Origin of the sequence: Candidatus Njordibacter sp. Uisw_039 (genome assembly GCF_047730075.1) — a bacterium.
In the GTDB taxonomy this organism is placed as follows: Bacteria; Pseudomonadota; Gammaproteobacteria; order Pseudomonadales; family Balneatricaceae; genus Njordibacter.
In genome coordinates this window covers 1,489,651-1,508,897 of record NZ_CP159831.1, presented here as the reverse complement: position 1 = coordinate 1,508,897, position 19,247 = coordinate 1,489,651, and the positions used below count along the sequence as shown (strand labels likewise).

At 43.8% G+C, this 19,247-nt stretch carries 22 protein-coding genes; 13 read left to right on the top strand and 9 right to left on the bottom strand.

The window, feature by feature from the left end:
* Genes uvrC through ABXT70_RS07140 form a run of 3 tightly spaced genes read left to right on the top strand, consistent with a single transcriptional unit; the run spans position 1 to position 3,093 of the window.
* The gene (uvrC, locus tag ABXT70_RS07150) at positions 1-1,845 is read left to right on the top strand and encodes an excinuclease ABC subunit UvrC (protein ID WP_443639805.1); all 1,845 of its coding nucleotides are present in this window, start codon (positions 1-3) and stop codon (positions 1,843-1,845) included.
* A 46-nt stretch (positions 1,846-1,891) separates the two neighbouring features.
* Positions 1,892-2,443 (top strand): CDP-diacylglycerol--glycerol-3-phosphate 3-phosphatidyltransferase, encoded by a 552-nt coding sequence (gene pgsA, locus ABXT70_RS07145; protein ID WP_443639804.1) that lies wholly within the window; start codon positions 1,892-1,894, stop codon positions 2,441-2,443.
* A 5-nt stretch (positions 2,444-2,448) separates the two neighbouring features.
* The gene (locus ABXT70_RS07140) at positions 2,449-3,093 is read left to right on the top strand and encodes a response regulator (RefSeq protein ID WP_443639803.1); all 645 of its coding nucleotides are present in this window, start codon (positions 2,449-2,451) and stop codon (positions 3,091-3,093) included.
* Positions 3,094-3,107: 14 nt separating this feature from the next.
* Here the strand turns inward: ABXT70_RS07140 and ABXT70_RS07135 are convergent, their stop codons facing one another.
* Together ABXT70_RS07135 and ABXT70_RS07130 are read right to left on the bottom strand one after the other, a co-directional pair.
* Entirely contained in the window at positions 3,108-4,007 is a 900-nt protein-coding gene (locus ABXT70_RS07135; protein ID WP_443639802.1) for a DMT family transporter, read from the bottom strand.
* Entirely contained in the window at positions 4,007-4,273 is a 267-nt protein-coding gene (locus tag ABXT70_RS07130) for a hypothetical protein (protein ID WP_443639801.1), read from the bottom strand. Before ABXT70_RS07130 ends, ABXT70_RS07135 begins: the two co-directional genes overlap by 1 nt.
* 215 nt (positions 4,274-4,488) lie before the next feature.
* Here ABXT70_RS07130 and ABXT70_RS07125 point away from each other — a divergent pair, with 215 nt between their 5' ends.
* Positions 4,489-4,833, top strand: coding sequence for a helix-turn-helix domain-containing protein (locus ABXT70_RS07125; protein WP_443639800.1), 345 nt, complete (start codon positions 4,489-4,491; stop codon positions 4,831-4,833).
* 148 nt (positions 4,834-4,981) lie between these two features.
* On the opposite strand, the gene hspQ is transcribed toward ABXT70_RS07125, so the two are convergent.
* Positions 4,982-5,317: a heat shock protein HspQ gene (gene hspQ, locus ABXT70_RS07120; protein WP_443639799.1), complete on the bottom strand. Its 336-nt coding sequence runs from the start codon at positions 5,315-5,317 to the stop codon at positions 4,982-4,984.
* A gap of 248 nt (positions 5,318-5,565) precedes the next feature.
* On the opposite strand from hspQ, the gene ABXT70_RS07115 reads away from it, so the two are divergent.
* Genes ABXT70_RS07115 through ABXT70_RS07095 form a run of 5 tightly spaced genes read left to right on the top strand, consistent with a single transcriptional unit; the run spans position 5,566 to position 7,683 of the window.
* Positions 5,566-6,234: a Bax inhibitor-1/YccA family protein gene (locus ABXT70_RS07115; protein ID WP_443639798.1), complete on the top strand. Its 669-nt coding sequence runs from the start codon at positions 5,566-5,568 to the stop codon at positions 6,232-6,234.
* Between the two features lie 57 nt (positions 6,235-6,291).
* Complete coding sequence (gene tusD / locus ABXT70_RS07110) at positions 6,292-6,732, top strand: sulfurtransferase complex subunit TusD (protein WP_443639797.1); 441 nt, start codon at positions 6,292-6,294, stop codon at positions 6,730-6,732.
* Positions 6,733-6,735: 3 nt separating this feature from the next.
* Complete coding sequence (gene tusC / locus ABXT70_RS07105) at positions 6,736-7,086, top strand: sulfurtransferase complex subunit TusC (RefSeq protein ID WP_443639796.1); 351 nt, start codon at positions 6,736-6,738, stop codon at positions 7,084-7,086.
* A 2-nt stretch (positions 7,087-7,088) separates the two neighbouring features.
* Positions 7,089-7,370: a DsrH/TusB family sulfur relay protein gene (locus ABXT70_RS07100; protein WP_443639795.1), complete on the top strand. Its 282-nt coding sequence runs from the start codon at positions 7,089-7,091 to the stop codon at positions 7,368-7,370.
* Position 7,371: 1 nt separating this feature from the next.
* The gene (locus ABXT70_RS07095) at positions 7,372-7,683 is read left to right on the top strand and encodes a TusE/DsrC/DsvC family sulfur relay protein (RefSeq protein WP_443639794.1); all 312 of its coding nucleotides are present in this window, start codon (positions 7,372-7,374) and stop codon (positions 7,681-7,683) included.
* A 37-nt stretch (positions 7,684-7,720) separates the two neighbouring features.
* Here ABXT70_RS07095 and serS read toward each other — a convergent pair whose 3' ends face one another.
* Genes serS through ABXT70_RS07070 form a run of 5 tightly spaced genes read right to left on the bottom strand, consistent with a single transcriptional unit; the run spans position 7,721 to position 14,057 of the window.
* Positions 7,721-9,004, bottom strand: coding sequence for a serine--tRNA ligase (gene serS, locus ABXT70_RS07090; protein WP_443639793.1), 1,284 nt, complete (start codon positions 9,002-9,004; stop codon positions 7,721-7,723).
* A gap of 44 nt (positions 9,005-9,048) precedes the next feature.
* Positions 9,049-9,423 (bottom strand): fluoride efflux transporter CrcB, encoded by a 375-nt coding sequence (gene crcB, locus ABXT70_RS07085; RefSeq protein ID WP_443639792.1) that lies wholly within the window; start codon positions 9,421-9,423, stop codon positions 9,049-9,051.
* 51 nt (positions 9,424-9,474) lie between these two features.
* Entirely contained in the window at positions 9,475-10,815 is a 1,341-nt protein-coding gene (locus tag ABXT70_RS07080; protein ID WP_443642497.1) for a replication-associated recombination protein A, read from the bottom strand.
* Complete coding sequence (lolA, locus tag ABXT70_RS07075) at positions 10,815-11,438, bottom strand: outer membrane lipoprotein chaperone LolA (RefSeq protein ID WP_443639791.1); 624 nt, start codon at positions 11,436-11,438, stop codon at positions 10,815-10,817. Before lolA ends, ABXT70_RS07080 begins: the two co-directional genes overlap by 1 nt.
* 24 nt (positions 11,439-11,462) lie before the next feature.
* The gene (locus ABXT70_RS07070; protein WP_443639790.1) at positions 11,463-14,057 is read right to left on the bottom strand and encodes a DNA translocase FtsK; all 2,595 of its coding nucleotides are present in this window, start codon (positions 14,055-14,057) and stop codon (positions 11,463-11,465) included.
* 209 nt (positions 14,058-14,266) lie between these two features.
* Here ABXT70_RS07070 and ABXT70_RS07065 point away from each other — a divergent pair, with 209 nt between their 5' ends.
* The 4 genes from ABXT70_RS07065 to infA all read left to right on the top strand — a co-directional run bounded on the left by ABXT70_RS07065 (position 14,267) and on the right by infA (position 16,924).
* Entirely contained in the window at positions 14,267-15,112 is an 846-nt protein-coding gene (locus ABXT70_RS07065) for a CZB domain-containing protein (RefSeq protein ID WP_443639789.1), read from the top strand.
* A gap of 22 nt (positions 15,113-15,134) precedes the next feature.
* Positions 15,135-15,842 (top strand): leucyl/phenylalanyl-tRNA--protein transferase, encoded by a 708-nt coding sequence (gene aat, locus ABXT70_RS07060; protein ID WP_443639788.1) that lies wholly within the window; start codon positions 15,135-15,137, stop codon positions 15,840-15,842.
* 64 nt (positions 15,843-15,906) lie between these two features.
* Entirely contained in the window at positions 15,907-16,608 is a 702-nt protein-coding gene (locus ABXT70_RS07055) for an arginyltransferase (protein ID WP_443639787.1), read from the top strand.
* Positions 16,609-16,705: 97 nt separating this feature from the next.
* The gene (infA, locus tag ABXT70_RS07050) at positions 16,706-16,924 is read left to right on the top strand and encodes a translation initiation factor IF-1 (RefSeq protein ID WP_046481896.1); all 219 of its coding nucleotides are present in this window, start codon (positions 16,706-16,708) and stop codon (positions 16,922-16,924) included.
* Between the two features lie 60 nt (positions 16,925-16,984).
* Here infA and clpA read toward each other — a convergent pair whose 3' ends face one another.
* A complete protein-coding gene (gene clpA / locus ABXT70_RS07045; RefSeq protein WP_443642465.1) occupies positions 16,985-19,246 on the bottom strand; it encodes an ATP-dependent Clp protease ATP-binding subunit ClpA in 2,262 nt (753 codons plus the stop codon).
* Position 19,247 lies beyond the last annotated feature (1 nt).

Below are 19,247 nucleotides of genomic sequence, written 5' to 3'. Positions count from 1 at the left end.
ATGCCTCAAGTTAATGACAAACTCTTCAATATCGACGAATACCTTAAGCAATTACCACTGCGCCCAGGTGTTTATAGAATGTTCGATGTCGACGGAGAGGTAATTTATGTTGGCAAAGCAGTCAGTCTTAAAAATCGCGTTACTAGCTACTTCAGAGGCAAGAGTCATAATACTAAGACCCAGTTGATGGTGTCTAAAGTGGTCTCTATTGAAGTCACTTTAACCCACAGTGAAAGTGAAGCATTACTATTAGAAAATACCCTAATAAAGCGTCTAAAACCGCCATATAACATCTCCCTTAGAGATGATAAATCCTATCCATACGTCTATATCTCTGATCAACACGACTATCCTGCAATGCAATACATACGTGGTGGAAAGAAGCGTAAGGGACGTTATTTCGGTCCCTATACCAGCGCTGGAGCAGTCAGAGAAAGCCTTAACCTTATGCAGCGTATTTTTCGTATACGTCAATGTGAAGACACCTTTTTTGCCAACCGCAAACGTCCTTGTTTACAGTTTCAAATTGGCCGGTGCAGTGGGCCTTGTACTGGCGAAATCAGCCAACAAGACTATGCCGCTGACCTCCGCCACGCTACCTTATACCTTGAAGGGAAAAACCAACAGTTATTAGATGAAGTTAGCCAGCAAATGAATGTCGCAGCTGAGCAGCTTATGTTTGAGTCTGCAGCCCATCTTAGGGACCAGATAGGTTTTTTACGACAAGTGCAGGAACAGCAACATGTGGTATCAAAGCGCGGTAATTTGGATGTATTTGCTGCCGCTAGTTCGCAGGCTGGTTTGTGTATTCATCAACTTATGGTTCGCTCAGGCCGGGTGATAGGTAGCAAGAACTTTTATCCAAAAATGGGTTTGGAAGAGGAGAGGCCAGAGGTTCTCACAGCCTTTTTGGGTCAATACTATTTATCAGGCCAGTATCGAGATGTACCTGATGAAGTGCTTGTGAGTGATGCTCAAGAGGCTCAACAAACTATTGCATTAACCATTGCACAGCAGGTTGATCATGGATTTAAGGTCATCAGCAGTGTGAGGGGGCCGCGAGCACAATGGCTTCGACTCGCTCAGACCAATGCTGACCAGGCGTTACTCAGTTTTGTGGCAAATAAACAGACACAAATTTCTCGTTTTGCAGCGTTACAAGAAGCACTCGATTTACCACAAATGCCAGAGCGTCTAGAGTGCTTTGATATCAGTCACTCCAGTGGCGAAGCAACGGTTGCTTCTTGCGTGGTTTTCGATCAAGGAGGCCCGAAAAAATCGGACTATAGGACCTTTAATATTGAAGGTATTACTGCAGGTGATGATTACGCAGCGATGTCTCAAGCCATTACCCGACGTTATACACGGTTGAAGGAGAATCAAGGTGTGATGCCAGACTTGCTCATTGTTGATGGTGGCAAGGGGCAAATTACCCAAGCTATACAGGTATTATCAGAACTGCAACTACAAGACCTTTATGTTTTAGGTGTGGCAAAAGGTGACACCCGAAAAGCTGGATTTGAGCGCCTATTTAATGGCTGGACAGGTGAAGAAATCGCCTTGCCAGACGATTCATCGGCGCTACATTTGTTGCAACATATTAGAGATGAAAGCCATAGATTTGCTATAACTGGTCATCGAGCACGAAGAAACAAGAAACGCACTCAGTCAAGTCTTCAGCAGATAGATGGCGTTGGGCCAAAACGACGTCAAGCCCTATTGACTCATTTCGGTGGCATGCAAGATTTAACCAAAGCTAGTATTGATGAACTGGCCAAAGTGAAGGGAATTAGCGCAGATATGGCCGATACCATTTATCGTTCTTTACGGGGTGAAGAAGGATAGGCTAAAATGATGTTTTATACACCTCTATAATACCAAACGATTGATTATGTTAAACATTCCTAATTTGCTAACGCTATTTCGGCTGGCATTAATCCCATTTATTTTAATAGCCTACTATTGGCCTTCAGAAAGCCGATTTTTGTGGGCGTCTGGGTTATTTATGCTTGCCGCTGCTACAGACTGGTTAGATGGTTTTTTAGCTAGAAAGCTCAATCAAACTACGTCCTTTGGTGCATTCTTGGATCCCGTAGCAGATAAAGTCACAGTAGCGGTAGCCTTGGTGGTGTTGGTTGAGGCTTATTCTGAGTTATGGTTAACATTGCCTGCAATTATTATTATTAGTCGCGAAATTGTCATATCTGCTTTGCGAGAATGGATGGCAGAAACGGGTAAGAGTGCTCATGTTGCCGTGTCTTATATTGGCAAGGTTAAAACCACTATGCAAATGGGTTCTATCGTTTTCTTATTAGCAACACCTCCCGGTACCCTTATTTCTACCCTTGGCTTGATTATGCTATATGGGGCTGCAGTACTTACTATTTGGTCTATGATGCTATATTTATCAGCCGCATGGTCTCAGTTGAAAAAGGCAATGTAACCATTATGGCTAAGCCAAATCCAAATCTAATCTCTGTATTATTAGTCGATGACCACGAAATTGTTCGTCTGGGCTTTAGGAGATTAATTGAGACTACCCATGATATTAAGGTAGTAGCAGAGGCCAGTAGTGGTGAGGAAGCCTATCAGTTGGTGTACGATCTAAAGCCAGATATCACTATTATGGATATTAATATGCCTGGTATTGGTGGTTTAGAGGCAATAGTGCGTATATGTAGACGCAACCCTAAAGCCAGAATTATTGCCCTGACAGTGCATGAAACTGAACCTTTTCCTACTCGTGTTTTAGGCGCAGGTGCACAAGGATACTTAAGCAAACGCTGCGTACCACAGGAGCTTATCCTAGCCATTCGCAAAGTTCATATGGGTGGCACTTTTATTACCACTCAGGTTATTCATGAAATGAATAAAACTCCTGGCACCGAAGAGGATGCAATTAGTCGATTAACAGCAAGGGAATTTCAGGTGTTTTCTATGCTAGCTGAAGGGCGCACAGCCATGGAAATAGGTGAAGATATGAACTTAAGTCACAAAACAATCCATAGCCATCGAGCCAATGTTATGAAAAAGCTTAAGCTTGAATCTAGTGCCAATATTGTTCAGTTTGCGATGTTGCAGGGCATTGTTTAGGGTTAAACCTGTGCCTACGAAGTGTGTGTTGTCCTGCGCACGGGTCTACGACTCACTGCAATGCCAAATAGAATGGCAACTAATGCGATCATGTCATGCCAAACCACCAACTCTCCTAGCACTAGGGCGCCTGTAAAATACGCTACTATGGGTATTAGATAGTTGATATTGGACAAAAAAGTAGGCCCAGCACGACGAATGAGCACAAAGAAAATAATAACGCCTACACCGGTAGGAAAAATGCCAAGCCATACAATGGTAAGTAAAGCTAAATTCGACACTAGGTGCCAATCTATGTCCAATACTGAGGGCCAGAGCATTAAACTGGTCAATGCCGCACACATAGTAACCCCTGTGCCAACCACCGCAGAACTGTAGGTAGGCAAGCGGCGGGCTATAATGCTATTTGTAGCATACAGAATAGCTGCAGATAGCACCAATAAGCACCCGATAAAACTGTTTTGAGAGCCCAATATTGACGGGCCTAAAATGAGTGTGATGCCGGCAATGCCAAATACAAAACCCAACAATTTATTGCGGTTAAGGTTTTCGCCAGTAATAAAAAAGTGGGCCAAAATTAACGTCATCAACGGCATAATTGCCATCAGTAATCCTGCCATACCCGATGTAACGAGAACTTGGCCTTTGGCAATAAACCAAAAAGGTAATACATTGCCAAGAAGGCCCAAGACCATAAAGTGTACCCAAGCTATAGGTTTTCTTGGAAGACGTTTGCGTCGGGCTAGCATAAAGGCTATTAGCAAAATGGTGGCTATCGATAGCCGCAATACCACCACTTGATCGGGTTCAAACGATCGCAGGCTCACGTTTATAGCTAGAAAAGACGTTCCCCATAAAACCACTAGGGTTAGCAGTAATGCCCAATTAATAAGCTGTTCTCGTTGTTGCGGCACTAGACGTTATTCTCTGAACTGCTTGAGGGTAGGTCTTTTACTGTTTTAAGTTGGTTAAGTAGTTGCTTACGGGTGTTGTCGTTTAGCATTATTTCTGCAACTTTTTCTGCTGTGGTTTCATCGATACCTGCAGTTTCGACTAGGTCGGCTATGAAGTAAAGGACGTCAGTACGGTTATCTAAATCCTTTGCTAATTTAATGTCCATGAATTCTCCGATTACTGTGCCTGATTTATTAATGACTTGATGTACTGTGCGAATTGTCATGATATGTCCATAATGTTAGCTACTGTATGTGCGTACAGTATAGGGCCCGTAACGGGGAATAACTAGCCAATATTGAAGATGTTTTTTATAAGCTAAAGGGGGGTCTAAACATTATTTAACATAATATACATTATGCGAAGTTAAATATGGATTATAAATGAGCCTGTCGGTATACTTAGCCACACTAACCTTCTGTTATTTTTGAACCAAATATTGTGGCTAAATCTATTCCAAGCAACGCAGCTGACAATACATCCTGTCCTGTGCCCAGGCGCCTTAAGCAAGCACGGATTAAGCGTGGCCTCTCACAGCGCAGTTTAGGAATTACTGCTGGCATTGATGTAGCATCGGCTAGTGCCCGCATGAATCAGTATGAACGTGGCAAGCATGTACCAGATTATGAAACCTTGTGCCAGTTGGCATTAGTGCTGGATGTTCCTGTGCCGTATTTTTATGCCAACGATAACGAAGCTGAATTGTTGCTACACATGTCATTATTAACTAATGAACAACAAGGTTTAGTGCGTGGCTTGGTGAAGCGTATCAATTTTAACCCATAAAAAACCAGCTCAATGTTGCCATGGGCTGGTATTGACGAGCTAATAAGTTTTTCTCAAACGACTTAAATTGTTACGTTTTCAGCCAAAACCATGGTTAAAGCTGTGGCCAAGTACACTAAATTATTGATTTAAAAATATATTAATGGGTTTAATTAACACTGTACCGATGGATGTACTGGCCATTTGAGAGCGTAAAGAAGGCATCCAAGCCAGCATGTTGTACTGGGGCGACATCCTCGGCTGCGCAAAGGTTTTGCTGGGATACGTAAGACTCATGCTCGCTACCATCCGTCAAAAGGTGGTAAAAAGGCTGCTTTTTTTCGATCGGTGGCTGACCCATACTAGCCATAGCCTTGCAGGCTTCTTGATACCATTGTTCATCGAGTGAGTACTCAAAATCAACATCAAACACAACACCACGGAAGCCATAATGCTTATGTTGCACTACTTGGCCAATGTTAAACTGTGCTTGAGGTACTTGCATTAATATACATACTCATTACTAAAACGAACCAACATTATACGCCTTTTAATTAGGCTCCACAAAGTGCTTTGTAGTTATAAAGTGAACAGGCATACATGTAACCATCATGCAACAACTGGTATTTGGCCTCGTTATTTAACAATAAGTTGCTGTATGTGCTGATATTTACAAAATATTGTGTAAATATCCTAGCTTCTTCAGCTAGTTAGACTACAATAATCAATATTGTTTAAATGAGGATAACACCTATGCAAGACCAAATTCAGTTTTCTAGCAGTGCTAAGGAATCTGCTTTAGCAACCAATAAAGTACTGCGCAATACCTATGCCCTACTTTCCATGACGCTTATTTTTAGTGCGGTTACCGCAACTATGGCTATTGCAAGTAATGCAGCGCCGGTTAACTGGATCATTCAGTTGGTGGTATTGTTTGGCACATTGTTTGCTTTGCACAAATTTAAAAATTCGGTCTGGTCTATACCCCTAGTGTTCTTTTTTACTGGTTTCCTAGGTTATACCGCTGGTCCTATCGTTAATTTTTACTTAGGCATGGCTAACGGTGGTGACATCGTCACTACAGCCCTTGCTATGACGGGCATTACCTTTTTGGGTTTGTCTGCTTATGCTATTTCTAGCCGTAAAGACTTCAGCTTTATGGGTGGCTTTTTGATGATTGGTTTGATCCTTGTGGTCATTGCCTCAGTGGCGAATATCTTCTTCGCTATTCCAGCATTGTCCTTAGCCATAAGCGCTGTGGGTGTATTGGTATTCTCTGGTTTCATTTTGTATGACACTAGCCGTATGGTTAACGGTGGTGAAACTAATTACGTGATGATGACCGTAAGCTTGTACCTTAATATCTACAACCTATTTTTGATGTTGTTACATCTTACGGGCGCCTTTAGTGGCGACGATTAATCTTGGTTAGCAAGCTAACTGTTCACGGAGCCCCGCCTTTTGGCGGGGTTTTTGTATATGTCTGATTTAAATGCTGTCATATCCCCTTCTATAATCCCTACTTCTTTAACCTATGTTATCGTTGTACGTTGTGGTCCTGATCAACAAAGCCAGGCACTGTCTGCTTTCCGCTTTACTGAGGAACTATTACTACAGGGGCATCAGGTACTTAGAGTATTTTTCTATCAGCAGGGTGTTCATTTAGCCTCAGGATTAAGAGTAATGCCTCAGGATGAGCTTAACTTAACGACTCTTTGGCAGCAGTTAAGTCTAGACTATGGCTTAGAACTTGCTGTGTGTATTGCGGCTGCTTTGCAGTCTGGAATTGTTGATCAGCAAGAGTCGAGTCGTTATGAGCTTGCAGGCGCCAGCTTAGCATCCCAATTCACCTTGGTAGGCCTTGGCCAGCTTGCGGCTGCCAGTGCAGAGTGTAACCGATTAGTGAGTTTTGGAGGTTAATTAATGTCTTGCTTAATGACTCTAAGTCACGCACCGTATGGCTCGCAATGCGCTAAGGAATCCTTAGATGCAGCTTTAATATTGGCCGCTTTTGAGCAGCAGCCAGCTATATTATTTGTTGATGAAGGCGTATTACAACTGCTTCCAACAAGTCAATCACCTGCTTCACACAAGCATATTGGCAAAATTATTAGCGCCCTAGAAATATATGACATCAATGACCTTTGGGTAGAGCAAGAATCGTTAGATCGGTTTGGGCTAGTTGCAGATGAACTCAGCCAAACTGTCAATGTCATTGCGCGTTCAAAGGTAGCTAGGTTATGTGCGCAATACGATCAACATTTGGTGTTTTAATTATGGCTATACTTCATATCATTGCAAAACACCTCGATGCTGATGCGCTCACTACATTAGTAGAGCGAAGTGACGCTGATGATGGCTATGTTTTCATGGATGATGGTGTTTACGTGCAACTTAATAAAGTATTACTAGCCTTTGGTTCTAGAAAAGTTTTTGTCTTAGAGGCTCATGCAGACGAACGTGGACTCACAAAGGTTAACGCTGACCGTGTGAAGCTTATTAACATGGCAGACTTGGTTTATTTAACGACTTCCTATGCGTCTTCTATGAGTTGGTGATATGCAGTTAGAAACGGACAAAGATGGCTACTTAAGGCATTTAAGTGATTGGAACCCTGATGCAGCCAAATGGCTGGCACACAGCGTAAATGTAACCTTAGAAGCTGAACATTGGGAAGTGATCAATGCCCTGCGTGGGTTTTACGCCGATACGGGTATTTCTCCAGCAATGCGTATATTGGTTAAAATTGTAAAACAAAAAGTAAGTTTGGAAAAAGGCAACAGTATTCATTTGTTAACCTTATTTCCAGGCAGCCCAGCAAAATTAGCAGCCAAAATTGCAGGCCTACCTCGACCTACAAATTGCCTCTAAAACGCTTTATTAACCTTGCCTAGAGTCAATACTGAGATCAACTCGCTGGTGCAAGCACAGTAACTCCACCCATATAGGGTGCTAGCACTTCAGGTACCACGATACTGCCGTCTTCTTGTTGGTAGTTTTCTAGGATAGCTAACAACGTGCGCCCTACTGCTAAACCAGAACCGTTGAGGGTATGCAATAGCTCTGGTTTACCTGTTTCAGGGTTGCGCCATCTAGCCTGCATGCGGCGGGCTTGGAAGTCTCCCATGTTGGAACAAGACGAAATTTCTCGGTATTTATCTTGGCCTGGCAGCCATACTTCAAGGTCGTATGTTTTAATGGCTGAGAAACCTAAGTCGCCACCACACAAGATAACTTTACGGTAGGCCAAACCTAAGCTCTTTAATATGCCTTCAGCATGCCCTGTGAGTTCTTCTAATGCGGCTGTTGAGTCAGTTGGCTTGACCATTTGCACCATTTCTACTTTTTCAAATTGATGCTGACGTACTAGGCCTCGTGTATCTCGGCCATGGCTGCCGGCTTCGCTACGGAAACATGGTGTATGGCAGGTAAAACGTAACGGTAATTGACTTGCATCTATGATCTCATCACGCACTAAGTTAGTTACAGGAACCTCAGCTGTAGGAATAAGGTACAAGTCTCGTTCACCAGGCACTTTAAATAAGTCTTCTTCAAACTTAGGCAGTTGACCCGTGCCGCGCAACGAATCAGCATTGACTAGATAAGGGACGTAAACCTCTTCATAGCCATGGTCATGAATATGGCTGTTAAGCATGAATTGAATTAGGGCGCGGTGTAGGCGCGCAAGTTGGCCCTTAAGGACCATGAAACGAGCACCGGTAACTTTAATAGCTGCACCAAAATCTAAACCTTCTAGCGCTTCACCCAAATCGACGTGGTCTTTTACGGTAAACTTGAATATTGGCTTTTCGCCCCACACCAAGACCTCTTGATTGTCTTCTTCATCGGCACCTGCTGGGACACTGTCGTGAGGAATGTTGGGTATTTCCATCAACATAGCACTTAGTTCATCTTGCACCAGCTTCAATTGAGCTTTTTTATCGTCTAGTTGCGTACCAAATGCGCTCACCTCAGCCATAATCGCTGTTGTATCTTGGCCTTGAGCTTTAAGTTTACCTATTTGTTTAGACTTCGAATTACGTTCGCTTTGTAAGTTTTCCGTATCAATCTGCAGTTGTTTGCGGGATTCTTCTAAGCCATTTAGCTTTGTTACATCAAGCTTAAAACCCTTCTTTAATAGCTTATCAGCCACTTCTTGTGGTTTATTACGAACCAATTTTTGGTCTAACATGGAGTATTCCTAGGGTAAAAAGATCTTAAGTATTGGAAAAAAAATTATAGCCATCGGCCAATGTACATGCCGATAAATGCGCCTACTAGGCCTACAAGGACATTTGCAAAAATATTGCCTAAGGCCATAAGCCATTCACCTTGCTCAATAAGACGAACGCTGTCTAACGAAAAAGTAGAAAAAGTGGTGAAGGCACCAAGCAAACCTATGATTAAAAATGGCCGCCACACTTCGGGCAGTAGGCCTTTCTCTACGATAAGCACATAAACTAGGCCTAAGCACAGTGAACCGATGGAGTTGGCAACAAATATAGCCAATGGAAAACGTCCACTGTAGATAGGCGCTAACCATTGCTGTAGTCCAAATCGGCTCAACGCGCCAATAGCGCCGCCACAGGCGATAGCGATTAACTGGCCCACGGTTGGACTCTCCCCACTTTTATATGGCGTTATTATAGCTTAGATGGGCGGTTATTTATAACGCTGTTGGTCACTATTTTGGTTCAGTAGTGTTAGTTTTTCTAACTTCTCACCGATTTTTCCTTCAATACCTCGGTCACTGGGGTGGTATAGAATATGGTGTGCTAATGCTTCTGGCATGTAGCTTTCGCCAGCAGAAAAAGCCATCGGTTCTAGGTGAGCATATCGATAGTCAGTTCCGTGGCCCATGGATTCAGCTAGGTTAGTAGGCGCATTTCGCAGGTGGTTGGGCACATCATAGCTAGGCTCTTCTCTTGCCAGTTTCATGGCCGCTTTGAAGGCCTTGTCAACAGCATTGCTCTTAGCCGCACAAGCACAATAAACCGCTGCATGAGCAATAGCCCTATTGCCTTCTGCTGGGCCTACTCTTTCAAACACCTGCCAAGCATTTACTGCCACTTGTAATGCCCTTGGATCAGCGTTGCCAATATCTTCTGACGCAATAGCTAACAGGCGTCGGGCAATATAAAGAGGATCACAACCCGCGTCAATCATTCGAGCTAACCAATATAATGCACCACTTGGATCAGAACCACGGACAGACTTATGGAAGGCAGAAATTTGATCATAAAAGATATCTCCACCTTTATCAAAACGTTTGGGGCTAGTTTGTAGCACCTGTTCCAATACTCCGTTATCTATAATCAAGCGGTCATTTATTATTTCGGCAAGGTCAGTGGCAATTTCTAGCAAATTGAGTAATCGGCGGGCATCGCCATCTGCTGCTTGCAGTAAAAGTTTCCGTTGAGGGTCTTGAATGTCAATGTTGAGCTTGCCTAGGCCACGCTCTTCATCGGTCACCGCTTGCTGCAGCAACGAAGCAAGTTCAGCTTCGGACAAGGATTTTAAAACATAAACCCTAGAACGAGACATCAATGAATTATTGAGTTCAAAAGCAGGGTTTTCTGTGGTGGCGCCCACAAAAATAAAGGTACCGTCTTCGATGTAAGGTAAGAACGCATCTTGTTGAGATTTGTTAAATCGGTGCACTTCATCAACGAATAATACGCTGTCTCGACCAGACTGGGCGCGTATCTGCTGTGCTTCTTGTACAGTGGCGCGGATGTCCTTAACGCCTGACATAACAGCCGATAAAGTCATAAAGTGAGCATCGCTCACCTGGCTCATTAGCCGCGCTAACGTGGTTTTTCCTACCCCTGGAGGACCCCATAGAATCATACTGTGAAGTAAACCTTGAGTTAACGCTCTGCCCAAGCTTTTGCCCTCTCCTAAAAGGTGAGATTGGCCCGCGTATTGCTCCAAGGTCTGGGGCCGCATGCGATTAGCTAGTGGTTGGTAGCCTTTGGAATCTTGGGCGAACAGGTCGTTTATCAAAGCTGGTCCATCTCTATTACATCAGTACCTTCTGGAATCACAAACTCAAATAAACCCTCTTTAAGTTGAGGGTTAAACACCATATTACTAAAGGTAAGACTGGTCTTTTGCTGCATAGCATCTTCAAGCTGCATTTCAAGTAATTGGTTGTTTTTAAAGTTTAGCCTTAGGGTTTGATATAGACTTTCTGGGTCCCTAGGTGTGAGGCGATAGAACACTAGTCCATTGTCCCCACGGTTCATTACCACATTAAACTCAGCTTCTATGTCCGTACTATTGCCACTCAGTAATAATGCTGGGGTGCTGGTTGCGCGCTGGTCTAGGGTCTGAATGGTTACCTGCTCTAGGTCTTCATCATAAATCCAGAGACGTTTGCCGTTGCTGACAAGAAGTTGGGAAAATGGATCTGCCGTTTGCCACCAAAATTGATTAGGTTGACTCAATACCATATGGCCATGGGTCTCTTGCAACCGGCTACCACTGGCATCCAACATATACTGTACAAAATCTGCTTCGATATTTGTTTGACGACCAAGCTGTTGGCCTAGTGATTGGGCTGCGGTCTGCGCCAAGCTGGCTCCAGCCAGAGTGACACTCAACAGAAATACAGCTAAACGCATTATAAATCCTTCTTATAGAGATAATTAATCGCGAGGTGGAGGTGGTGCAAGGACTTCCCTGCTACCATTATGAGCTGGAGCAGAAATCACCCCTGCAGCCTCCATAGCTTCAATCATACGGGCCGCACGGTTGTAGCCAATTTTGAACTTGCGTTGTACAGACGAAATAGAAGCTCTGCGAGTTTCGGTAATGAATGCTACAGCTTCATCGTATAAACGATCTTTGTCTTCTTCAAAAGCACCTTCCGAAGACGCTAACCCGAAACCAGCCTCTTGATCATAATTGCCTTCTACAATGGCTTCGATAAACTGAGGAGCACCCCGCTGCTTCCAAGCTTCGACGACCCTATGAACTTCATCATCACTGACAAAAGCGCCATGAACACGTTCTGGTGTGCTTTTCCCTGGTGGCAAATAAAGCATATCACCGTGGCCTAATAGACTTTCTGCACCGCCTTGGTCAAGTATAGTACGAGAATCAATTTTTGAGCTAACTTGAAAGGCAATTCGAGTGGGTACGTTGGCTTTAATGAGGCCTGTAATGACATCTACGGAGGGACGTTGGGTTGCCAATATAAGGTGAATACCAGCAGCTCTGGCCTTTTGAGCAATACGGGCAATGAGTTCCTCTACCTTTTTACCTACCACCATAATCATATCAGCAAACTCATCGACTACGACCACAATATAGGGCAGCTGGTCTAAGTAAGGCCGATCATCCATGTTTTCGCCATTGGCTTCATTGGGTACCCATATAGGGTCTAAAATAGGCGCTCCAGCTGTAATCTTGGTATTAAAGCCAGCAAGATTGCGAACCCCTTGGGAAGCCATTAAACGATAGCGTCGTTCCATTTCAGCAACGCACCAGCGCAGGCCGCCAGCTGCCTCTTTCATGTCTGTAATTACCGGCGCTAGTAGATGTGGGATACCATCATAGATCGACAGCTCCAGCATCTTTGGATCAACTAACAACATTCGCACTTGATCTGGTGTCGATTTGAGTAATATGCTCATAATCATGGCGTTAACACCGACAGATTTACCAGAACCCGTAGTACCAGCCACCAATAAGTGCGGCATCTTTGCTAGATCTACCACTACCGGTTTGCCAGCAATATCATTTCCTAAAGTCAGGGTCAATGGGCTTATGGAAGACAAGTAAGGCTTACTACCGATTACTTCGCTAATACGAACCATTTCTCGGTGTTGGTTAGGAATTTCAATACCGATGACGGATTTACCAGCGATGACTTCAACCACACGCACACTCATGACAGCCATTGATCGTGCCAAGTCTTTTGATAGATTGCTTATTTTGCTTACCTTAGTACCGGGCGCAGGGCGTATTTCAATACGAGTAATTACAGGTCCTGGGTTAACTTCAACCACCTCTGCAATTACACCAAAATCCAGTAGCTTTGCTTCTAGAAGCTGGCTTAGGCGAGTCAATTCTTCTGAGGTAATGACTGGATTAATACTAACACTTGGTGGGTCCAGTAAGCTTACTGGAGGCAAATCTTTGTGTTTGGTGACTTTGCTGTTCTGTTCCGCTTGAGAAGAACCTGTGTCCTGTTTATGGATTTCGGATAAAGGCACTATTTTAACTTCTTTAGGGGCGGTTACAGGTGATGGTATAGACTTTGCTTGATTTGCTGCAGAGGCCTTGCTTTTAGTATGAGGGGTGTCGAGTGCAGCAACAAGATCCTCAGCATTAATATCAACAGTATGGCTAGTTAGGCTAGTGGCGTGAACGTGGTTGGTCGTGTTTTGAGTGGATTCAACCATATCTGTAACATTTTTTTTACCTGCTTTATGGGGACGATTAGATGACCAAAGGTTAATAAAAGAGTGCCACACATTGCTAATGAGGCGAACTAAGGTCGAGCGCCGTGGCGCTTTAAAGCTTGAGTTAGCATAGGCATTTTGAGCTATCTTTGCTTCACGTATTTTTTTGAGTGCTTGTACATGGTTGTTGCCACCAAACAAACTTTGACATAAATGTTGACACCAATAAATGCTGTGCCGGCCTATAGTCTCTGTGATAATCCCCCAGCGTAATTGCCAAAATTGGCTGATAGCAAGCATTAAGGTGGTGAGCACCAAAATATTGGTGCCCGTCATGCCTAAAGCCTGATTCAGTGGTAATCCTAGAGTCAGTCCTAATAAGCCTCCACTGCTCTGTGGGTAGGTTAAGTTGGTATTGGTTATGTGAATGGATGCATAGACACAAGCCGCAATGATTAAAGCGCTAAGGGTGAGTATTTTAAACCAAACATTGTTTTCCCGATCTTGTTCTGCATGACGGGAGTGGCCAAGAAAGCGTGTAACTTCATACTGTATAAGCAAAATTGGTATGAGGTAGGCGATTAACCCTATTGCCCAAAAAAACAAATCTGCCAATACGGCTCCAAAAGTGCCACCAGCATTATGGATATTAGACACATCAAAGGCCTGTGTAGAGGTTGGATCGCTGGCATCAAAGGTAGCCAGCACTACTAATAGGTAGACGCTAAAGGCCATTAATGCAAGGTGATATCCATGCCAGCTCAATCTCTGTATCCAGTTTGACGTACTATTACTGCTGAGTTTTGACGATGTATGTGGGTTGTTTGTGGCCACTAATGTTTTCCTTGTCCGTGTGTCTAATTGAGTAAACTTAACCTATGATACGCAATCCTGATAATTGAACCAAGCTTAATGATTACCTAGTTAAAACGCCATAGAGTTACATTCTGTTACCGGCATATGTAAATAATTTCAATTGGCGCGTTTTCAATGAGCCTTAGGCGTAATATACTTAACCTCACTTTAAGCTATGGCACTATATTATGACGACAGCAACAGCCCATACGACTGAACGCTCTAACCGTATATTGACCTTTTTGTTAGGCCATACTCGCTTTGCAATTAATATCTCAAGTATATTGTCTATCACTGACGATTTTGGCAAGATTGAGGCGTCTAAAAACCACCAGCACTCTTTCTTGGGTTATTTGTATTACCGCAATAAACCGGTAAATACTTATGAGTGCTCTACCCTTTTGGGCCGTGATTCAAACCGCACTGACTTAGAGGCAACCATTGATAGTTTAAACGAAGGTGAAGAATCTCATGTTGCTTGGTTGAACGAATTAGAACAAAGTATTACTAACGATATCGTGTTTAAAGATCAACGTGACCCTGAGTTGTGTGAGTTTGGCCACTGGTTGCAGCATAAGCAAAATACTGCAGATGATGCCACTAAGACGCTGCTGGCACGTTTTGAAGAACCCCATACTGAATTTCATAACCAGGCTGATACCTTGTTAGAGCTAGCCTCAAGCGCCGGTACGGAAGAAGCTCTAAAGCAACTTTCAGTTGCTAAAAGGGGGCGTATCAGTGAATTAATGCGGTTGTTTAGCTACACTAAATCCCAGCTACAGTCAGCAGTTCATCCGGTGGTGCTTTACATGACACGTGACGGTGTGACCCCCTGGTTCGCTTTGGTACTAGACAGCATGGATGACATCGTTTCTTACGAAGATCACCAGTTCACGCAAATGCGTGATCCTGATGATTTATCCGCAGAGGCATACCCAGACCCTATTTATGGTTATGTTCACAACTCGGAAACTGACGAAAAAGATAGCCTTGTGTTATCTGCTACTCGCCTAGCTTACTTGATAGAACATTAACCACTTAGTAGGTTGTTAACTTATGCCGGTTTATCAGCTAGATGTGGATGATTGTTGGTTTCCACCAGTCTCTGAAGCCCTTGACGATCCTCAAGGGTTATTAGCAGTAGGCGGTGACTTATCTGTGCCTAGATTGTTATACGCCTATCAACAAGGCATTTTTCCTTGGTTTTCTGAACAAGATCCTATTCTTTGGTGGGCCCCAAGTCCTCGTATGGTGGTTGCTCCGGACCAGGTTCATGTATCTAGAAGCATGGCTAAGTTTATCCGTAAGACAGCGCTTGTAGTAACCTTCGATCATGCTTTTGAGCGCGTGGTACATGCCTGTGGTTCTGCCCCACGAACAGACAAGTGCTCCACAGAAAGCTGGATTACTGCAGACATGCAATGCGCTTATACTCAATTATATCGAGGTGGCTATGCTCATAGTGTCGAGGTATGGGATGGTGGTGAGTTAGTGGGCGGATTGTACGGTGTGGCTCTAGGATGTGTGTTCTTTGGTGAATCAATGTTTAGTCGAACAGATAATGCATCTAAACTAGCCTTTATTCACCTTGCTCAGCATTTGTCACAATGGGGTTTCGTACTTATAGATTGCCAAATGTTTACCTCACACTTGGCCAGCCTCGGCGCCACAGAGATACCAATGCCAGAATTTCAAATAAGCCTAGAGAAGAATCTATCTTATGGAGTGGATAGTAGATGGGGTCTGGTGGTAAAGTCGTGTTAAACGCCCTCGCCTACACTGACTAAAGTGGTGACTTTTCATTTCTTCATCGATTGATATTAATACTTTGGTATTTTATCCAACACCAGAGCATAGTTGCAGTTACCTAGATAATCGGCAAGCAAAGTCGATATTTTTGAGTCCAGACCAGCCTTTGGACGAATCGACCTATATGCAACTTACAGACATGGGTTTCAGGCGCAGTGGTGAACACATATACCGGCCTTGGTGCGAAGGTTGTGGTGAATGTAAGTCAGTCCGCGTACCCGTTGCTGGATTTAATGTGAGTAAAAGCCAGAAACGGGTGCTTACTCGTAATAAAGACCTTCAAGTCAGCTTTGAACTGCCTTCCTGTGCGGATGAAATTTACAATTTGTACGCAAACTATATCATTCAGCGTCACAGCGATGGTGATATGTATCCACCATCGCTGGAACAGTTTGAAAATTTCCTATGTCAGGCTCCTCCAACGAGCCAAACGCGTTTCGTATGTTTTAGGTTAGAACAAAAGTTGTTGGCGGTTGCCGTAGTTGATCTACTACCTAAAGGCGTGTCAGCCATTTATACCTTCTTTGATCCTGCTTATGAAATACGAAGCCTAGGGCGTCTTGCAGTGCTTTGGCAGATACGCTGGGCTCAATCCCAAGCAATGGACTTTGTTTACCTTGGTTATTGGATAAAGGACTGCCAAAAAATGGCCTACAAAGCTGAATATCAACCTTTGCAGGTGTTTGAAGACTTAATTTGGCAGACGTTAACGGTGTCCTAGGCATATGTTGGTCTTTTACTCGCTTTTTACACCCCATTGCGGCATAATCTTGCGCACTGTAAATAGCATAAATTTTGTAATAACCCTTGAGGCTTTAATGGCTAAAGAAGACCAGATTGAAATGGAAGGTACCATTATTGATACCTTACCTAACACAATGTTCCGCGTTGAATTGGAAAACGGCCACGTGGTCATCGCCCATATCTCTGGAAAGATGCGCAAACACTATATTCGCATTTTGACTGGTGACAAGGTTAAAGTAGAATTAACGCCATACGATCTAACTAAGGGTCGTATTACCTACCGCGCTCGTTAATCTAACCGTTAACTTGATTGGTTTAGGAAAAAAAGAGCACCTTAAGGTGCTCTTTTTGGTTTAAGCTGGATCTAACAGCTTAATTTTGCGCTTGCTGGGTTTACTCTTTAAGGTGATTTTATCTTGTTTTAAATCCACTAATAGCTTACCACCAGCAGCTGCAAGATCTCCAAACAGCAGTAGCTCTGCCATTGGTTTTTTCAACTCTTGTTGGATAAGGCGTGCCATAGGTCTGGCGCCCATTTCCCGGTCATAACCCTTCTCTGCGAGCCACATACGAGCGTCTTCACTCACCTGCAGGTGTACTTGTTTATCCTCCAGTTGTACTTGTAACTCCACCAGAAACTTATCAACAACACCCAAAATAACGTCTTCTGATAAAGCACCGAATTGAATGATGTCATCAAGGCGGTTACGAAACTCTGGGCTAAATAAACGCTTGATAGCTCCCATTCCGTCGGAACTATGATCCTGTTTAGTAAAACCAATAGAGCTGCGGCTCATTTGTTCAGCACCCGCATTGGTAGTCATAACTAAAATAACATTACGGAAGTCAGTTTTGCGGCCGTTGTTATCCGTCAAAGTGCCATTATCCATCACTTGAAGTAATATATTAAAGACTTCTGGGTGAGCTTTTTCCACCTCATCCAATAACAGCACGCAGTGTGGGGTTTGTGTTATAGCTTCAGTCAGTAGACCACCTTGGTCAAAGCCTACATAGCCTGGAGGGGCACCAATTAAGCGAGACACCGTGTGGCGCTCCATGTATTCCGACATATCAAAACGTACAAGCTCAATACCCATAACGCGCGCTAACTGTTGGGTTACTTCGGTTTTACCTACCCCTGTAGGGCCAGAAAACAAAAAACTACCTACGGGTTTATGGGGTGCATTAAGCCCTGCCCTTGCTAATTTAATAGCATTAGCTAAAGTATCGATGGCTGTATCTTGGCCAAACACCACTAGCTTAAGATTTTGTTCAAGGGAATGTAACTGCTCCCGATCTGTTGCTGATATGCTTTTCGGCGGTATGCGGGCTATTTTAGCCACCACAGCCTCAATTTCAGTCACATCAATAAACGACTTACGTTCTGCTTTCGGGAATAGCTGCTGGTACGCACCGGCCTCATCAATTACATCTATGGCCTTGTCGGGCATCTTTTTATCAGTAATGTAGCGATCAGCAAGTTCCGCAGCGGCATCTATTGCAGCAGGTGTATATTCAAGTTGGTGGTGGCTTTCATAACGGGAAATGAGGCCTCGCAAAATGGCTTGAGTGTCAGCAATGTTAGGTTCATCCACATCAATTTTTTGAAATCGACGGGCCAGAGCGTGGTCTTTTTCAAAAATACCACGAAATTCTGTGAAGGTTGTCGAGCCAATACAGCGTAACTTACCTGAGCTCAGCACTGGTTTTAATAGGTTGGATGCATCCATCGACCCGCCTGATGCAGCACCTGCACCAATGATGGTGTGGATTTCATCAATAAAAAGGATCGCGTTGGGCGTTTTTTCAATATCAGCCAACAAACCTTTTAGGCGTTTTTCAAAATCGCCACGGTACTTGGTGCCCGCTAACAAGGAACCCATATCAAGTGAGTATACTGTTGACGAAGCAATCACCTGAGGCACATTACCTTGCTCAATTTGATAGGCTAACCCTTCAGCAATGGCTGTTTTACCAACACCGGCGTCGCCAACTAATAGAGGGTTGTTTTTTCGGCGACGAGATAATACTTGCACTAGTCGTTCTAGCTCTTTGCCACGGCCTATCAGCGGGTCAATATGGCCGTTACGAGCTTCAGCGTTCAAATCCGTAGTGTATTTAACTAGATGACTCGCTTCTTCACCTTCGCCTTCTATGGCTTTTTCCGCACCTTCCATTTCTGTTCTACTGACACCATGGGATAAATAATTGACGATGTCTACCCTCTCAACGTCTAACAAATCAAGTAAATATGCTGACTGACTTTCAGTTTCACTAAAAATGGCGACCAGCACATTGGCTCCAGTTACCTCGCCTTTGCCGGAAGATTGTACGTGGAATACCGCCCGTTGTAATACCCTCTGAAAACCAAGAGTGGGCTGTACTTCATAATTGTCATGGGACTCGGCTACCGAAGGAGTGGTGTCATTAATGAACTTTTCGAGGGGCAGGCGTAAGTCATCCAGTACAACACCACAGGCTTGAAGTACTTCTATACTGGATGGATTATTGAGCAATGACAGCAGTAAATGTTCTACAGTCATAAACTCATGCCGCTTCCAGCTGGAGTGTTTATAGGCTTCGCTTAAGCTTCGTTCTAAATCGTTGTCTAACATT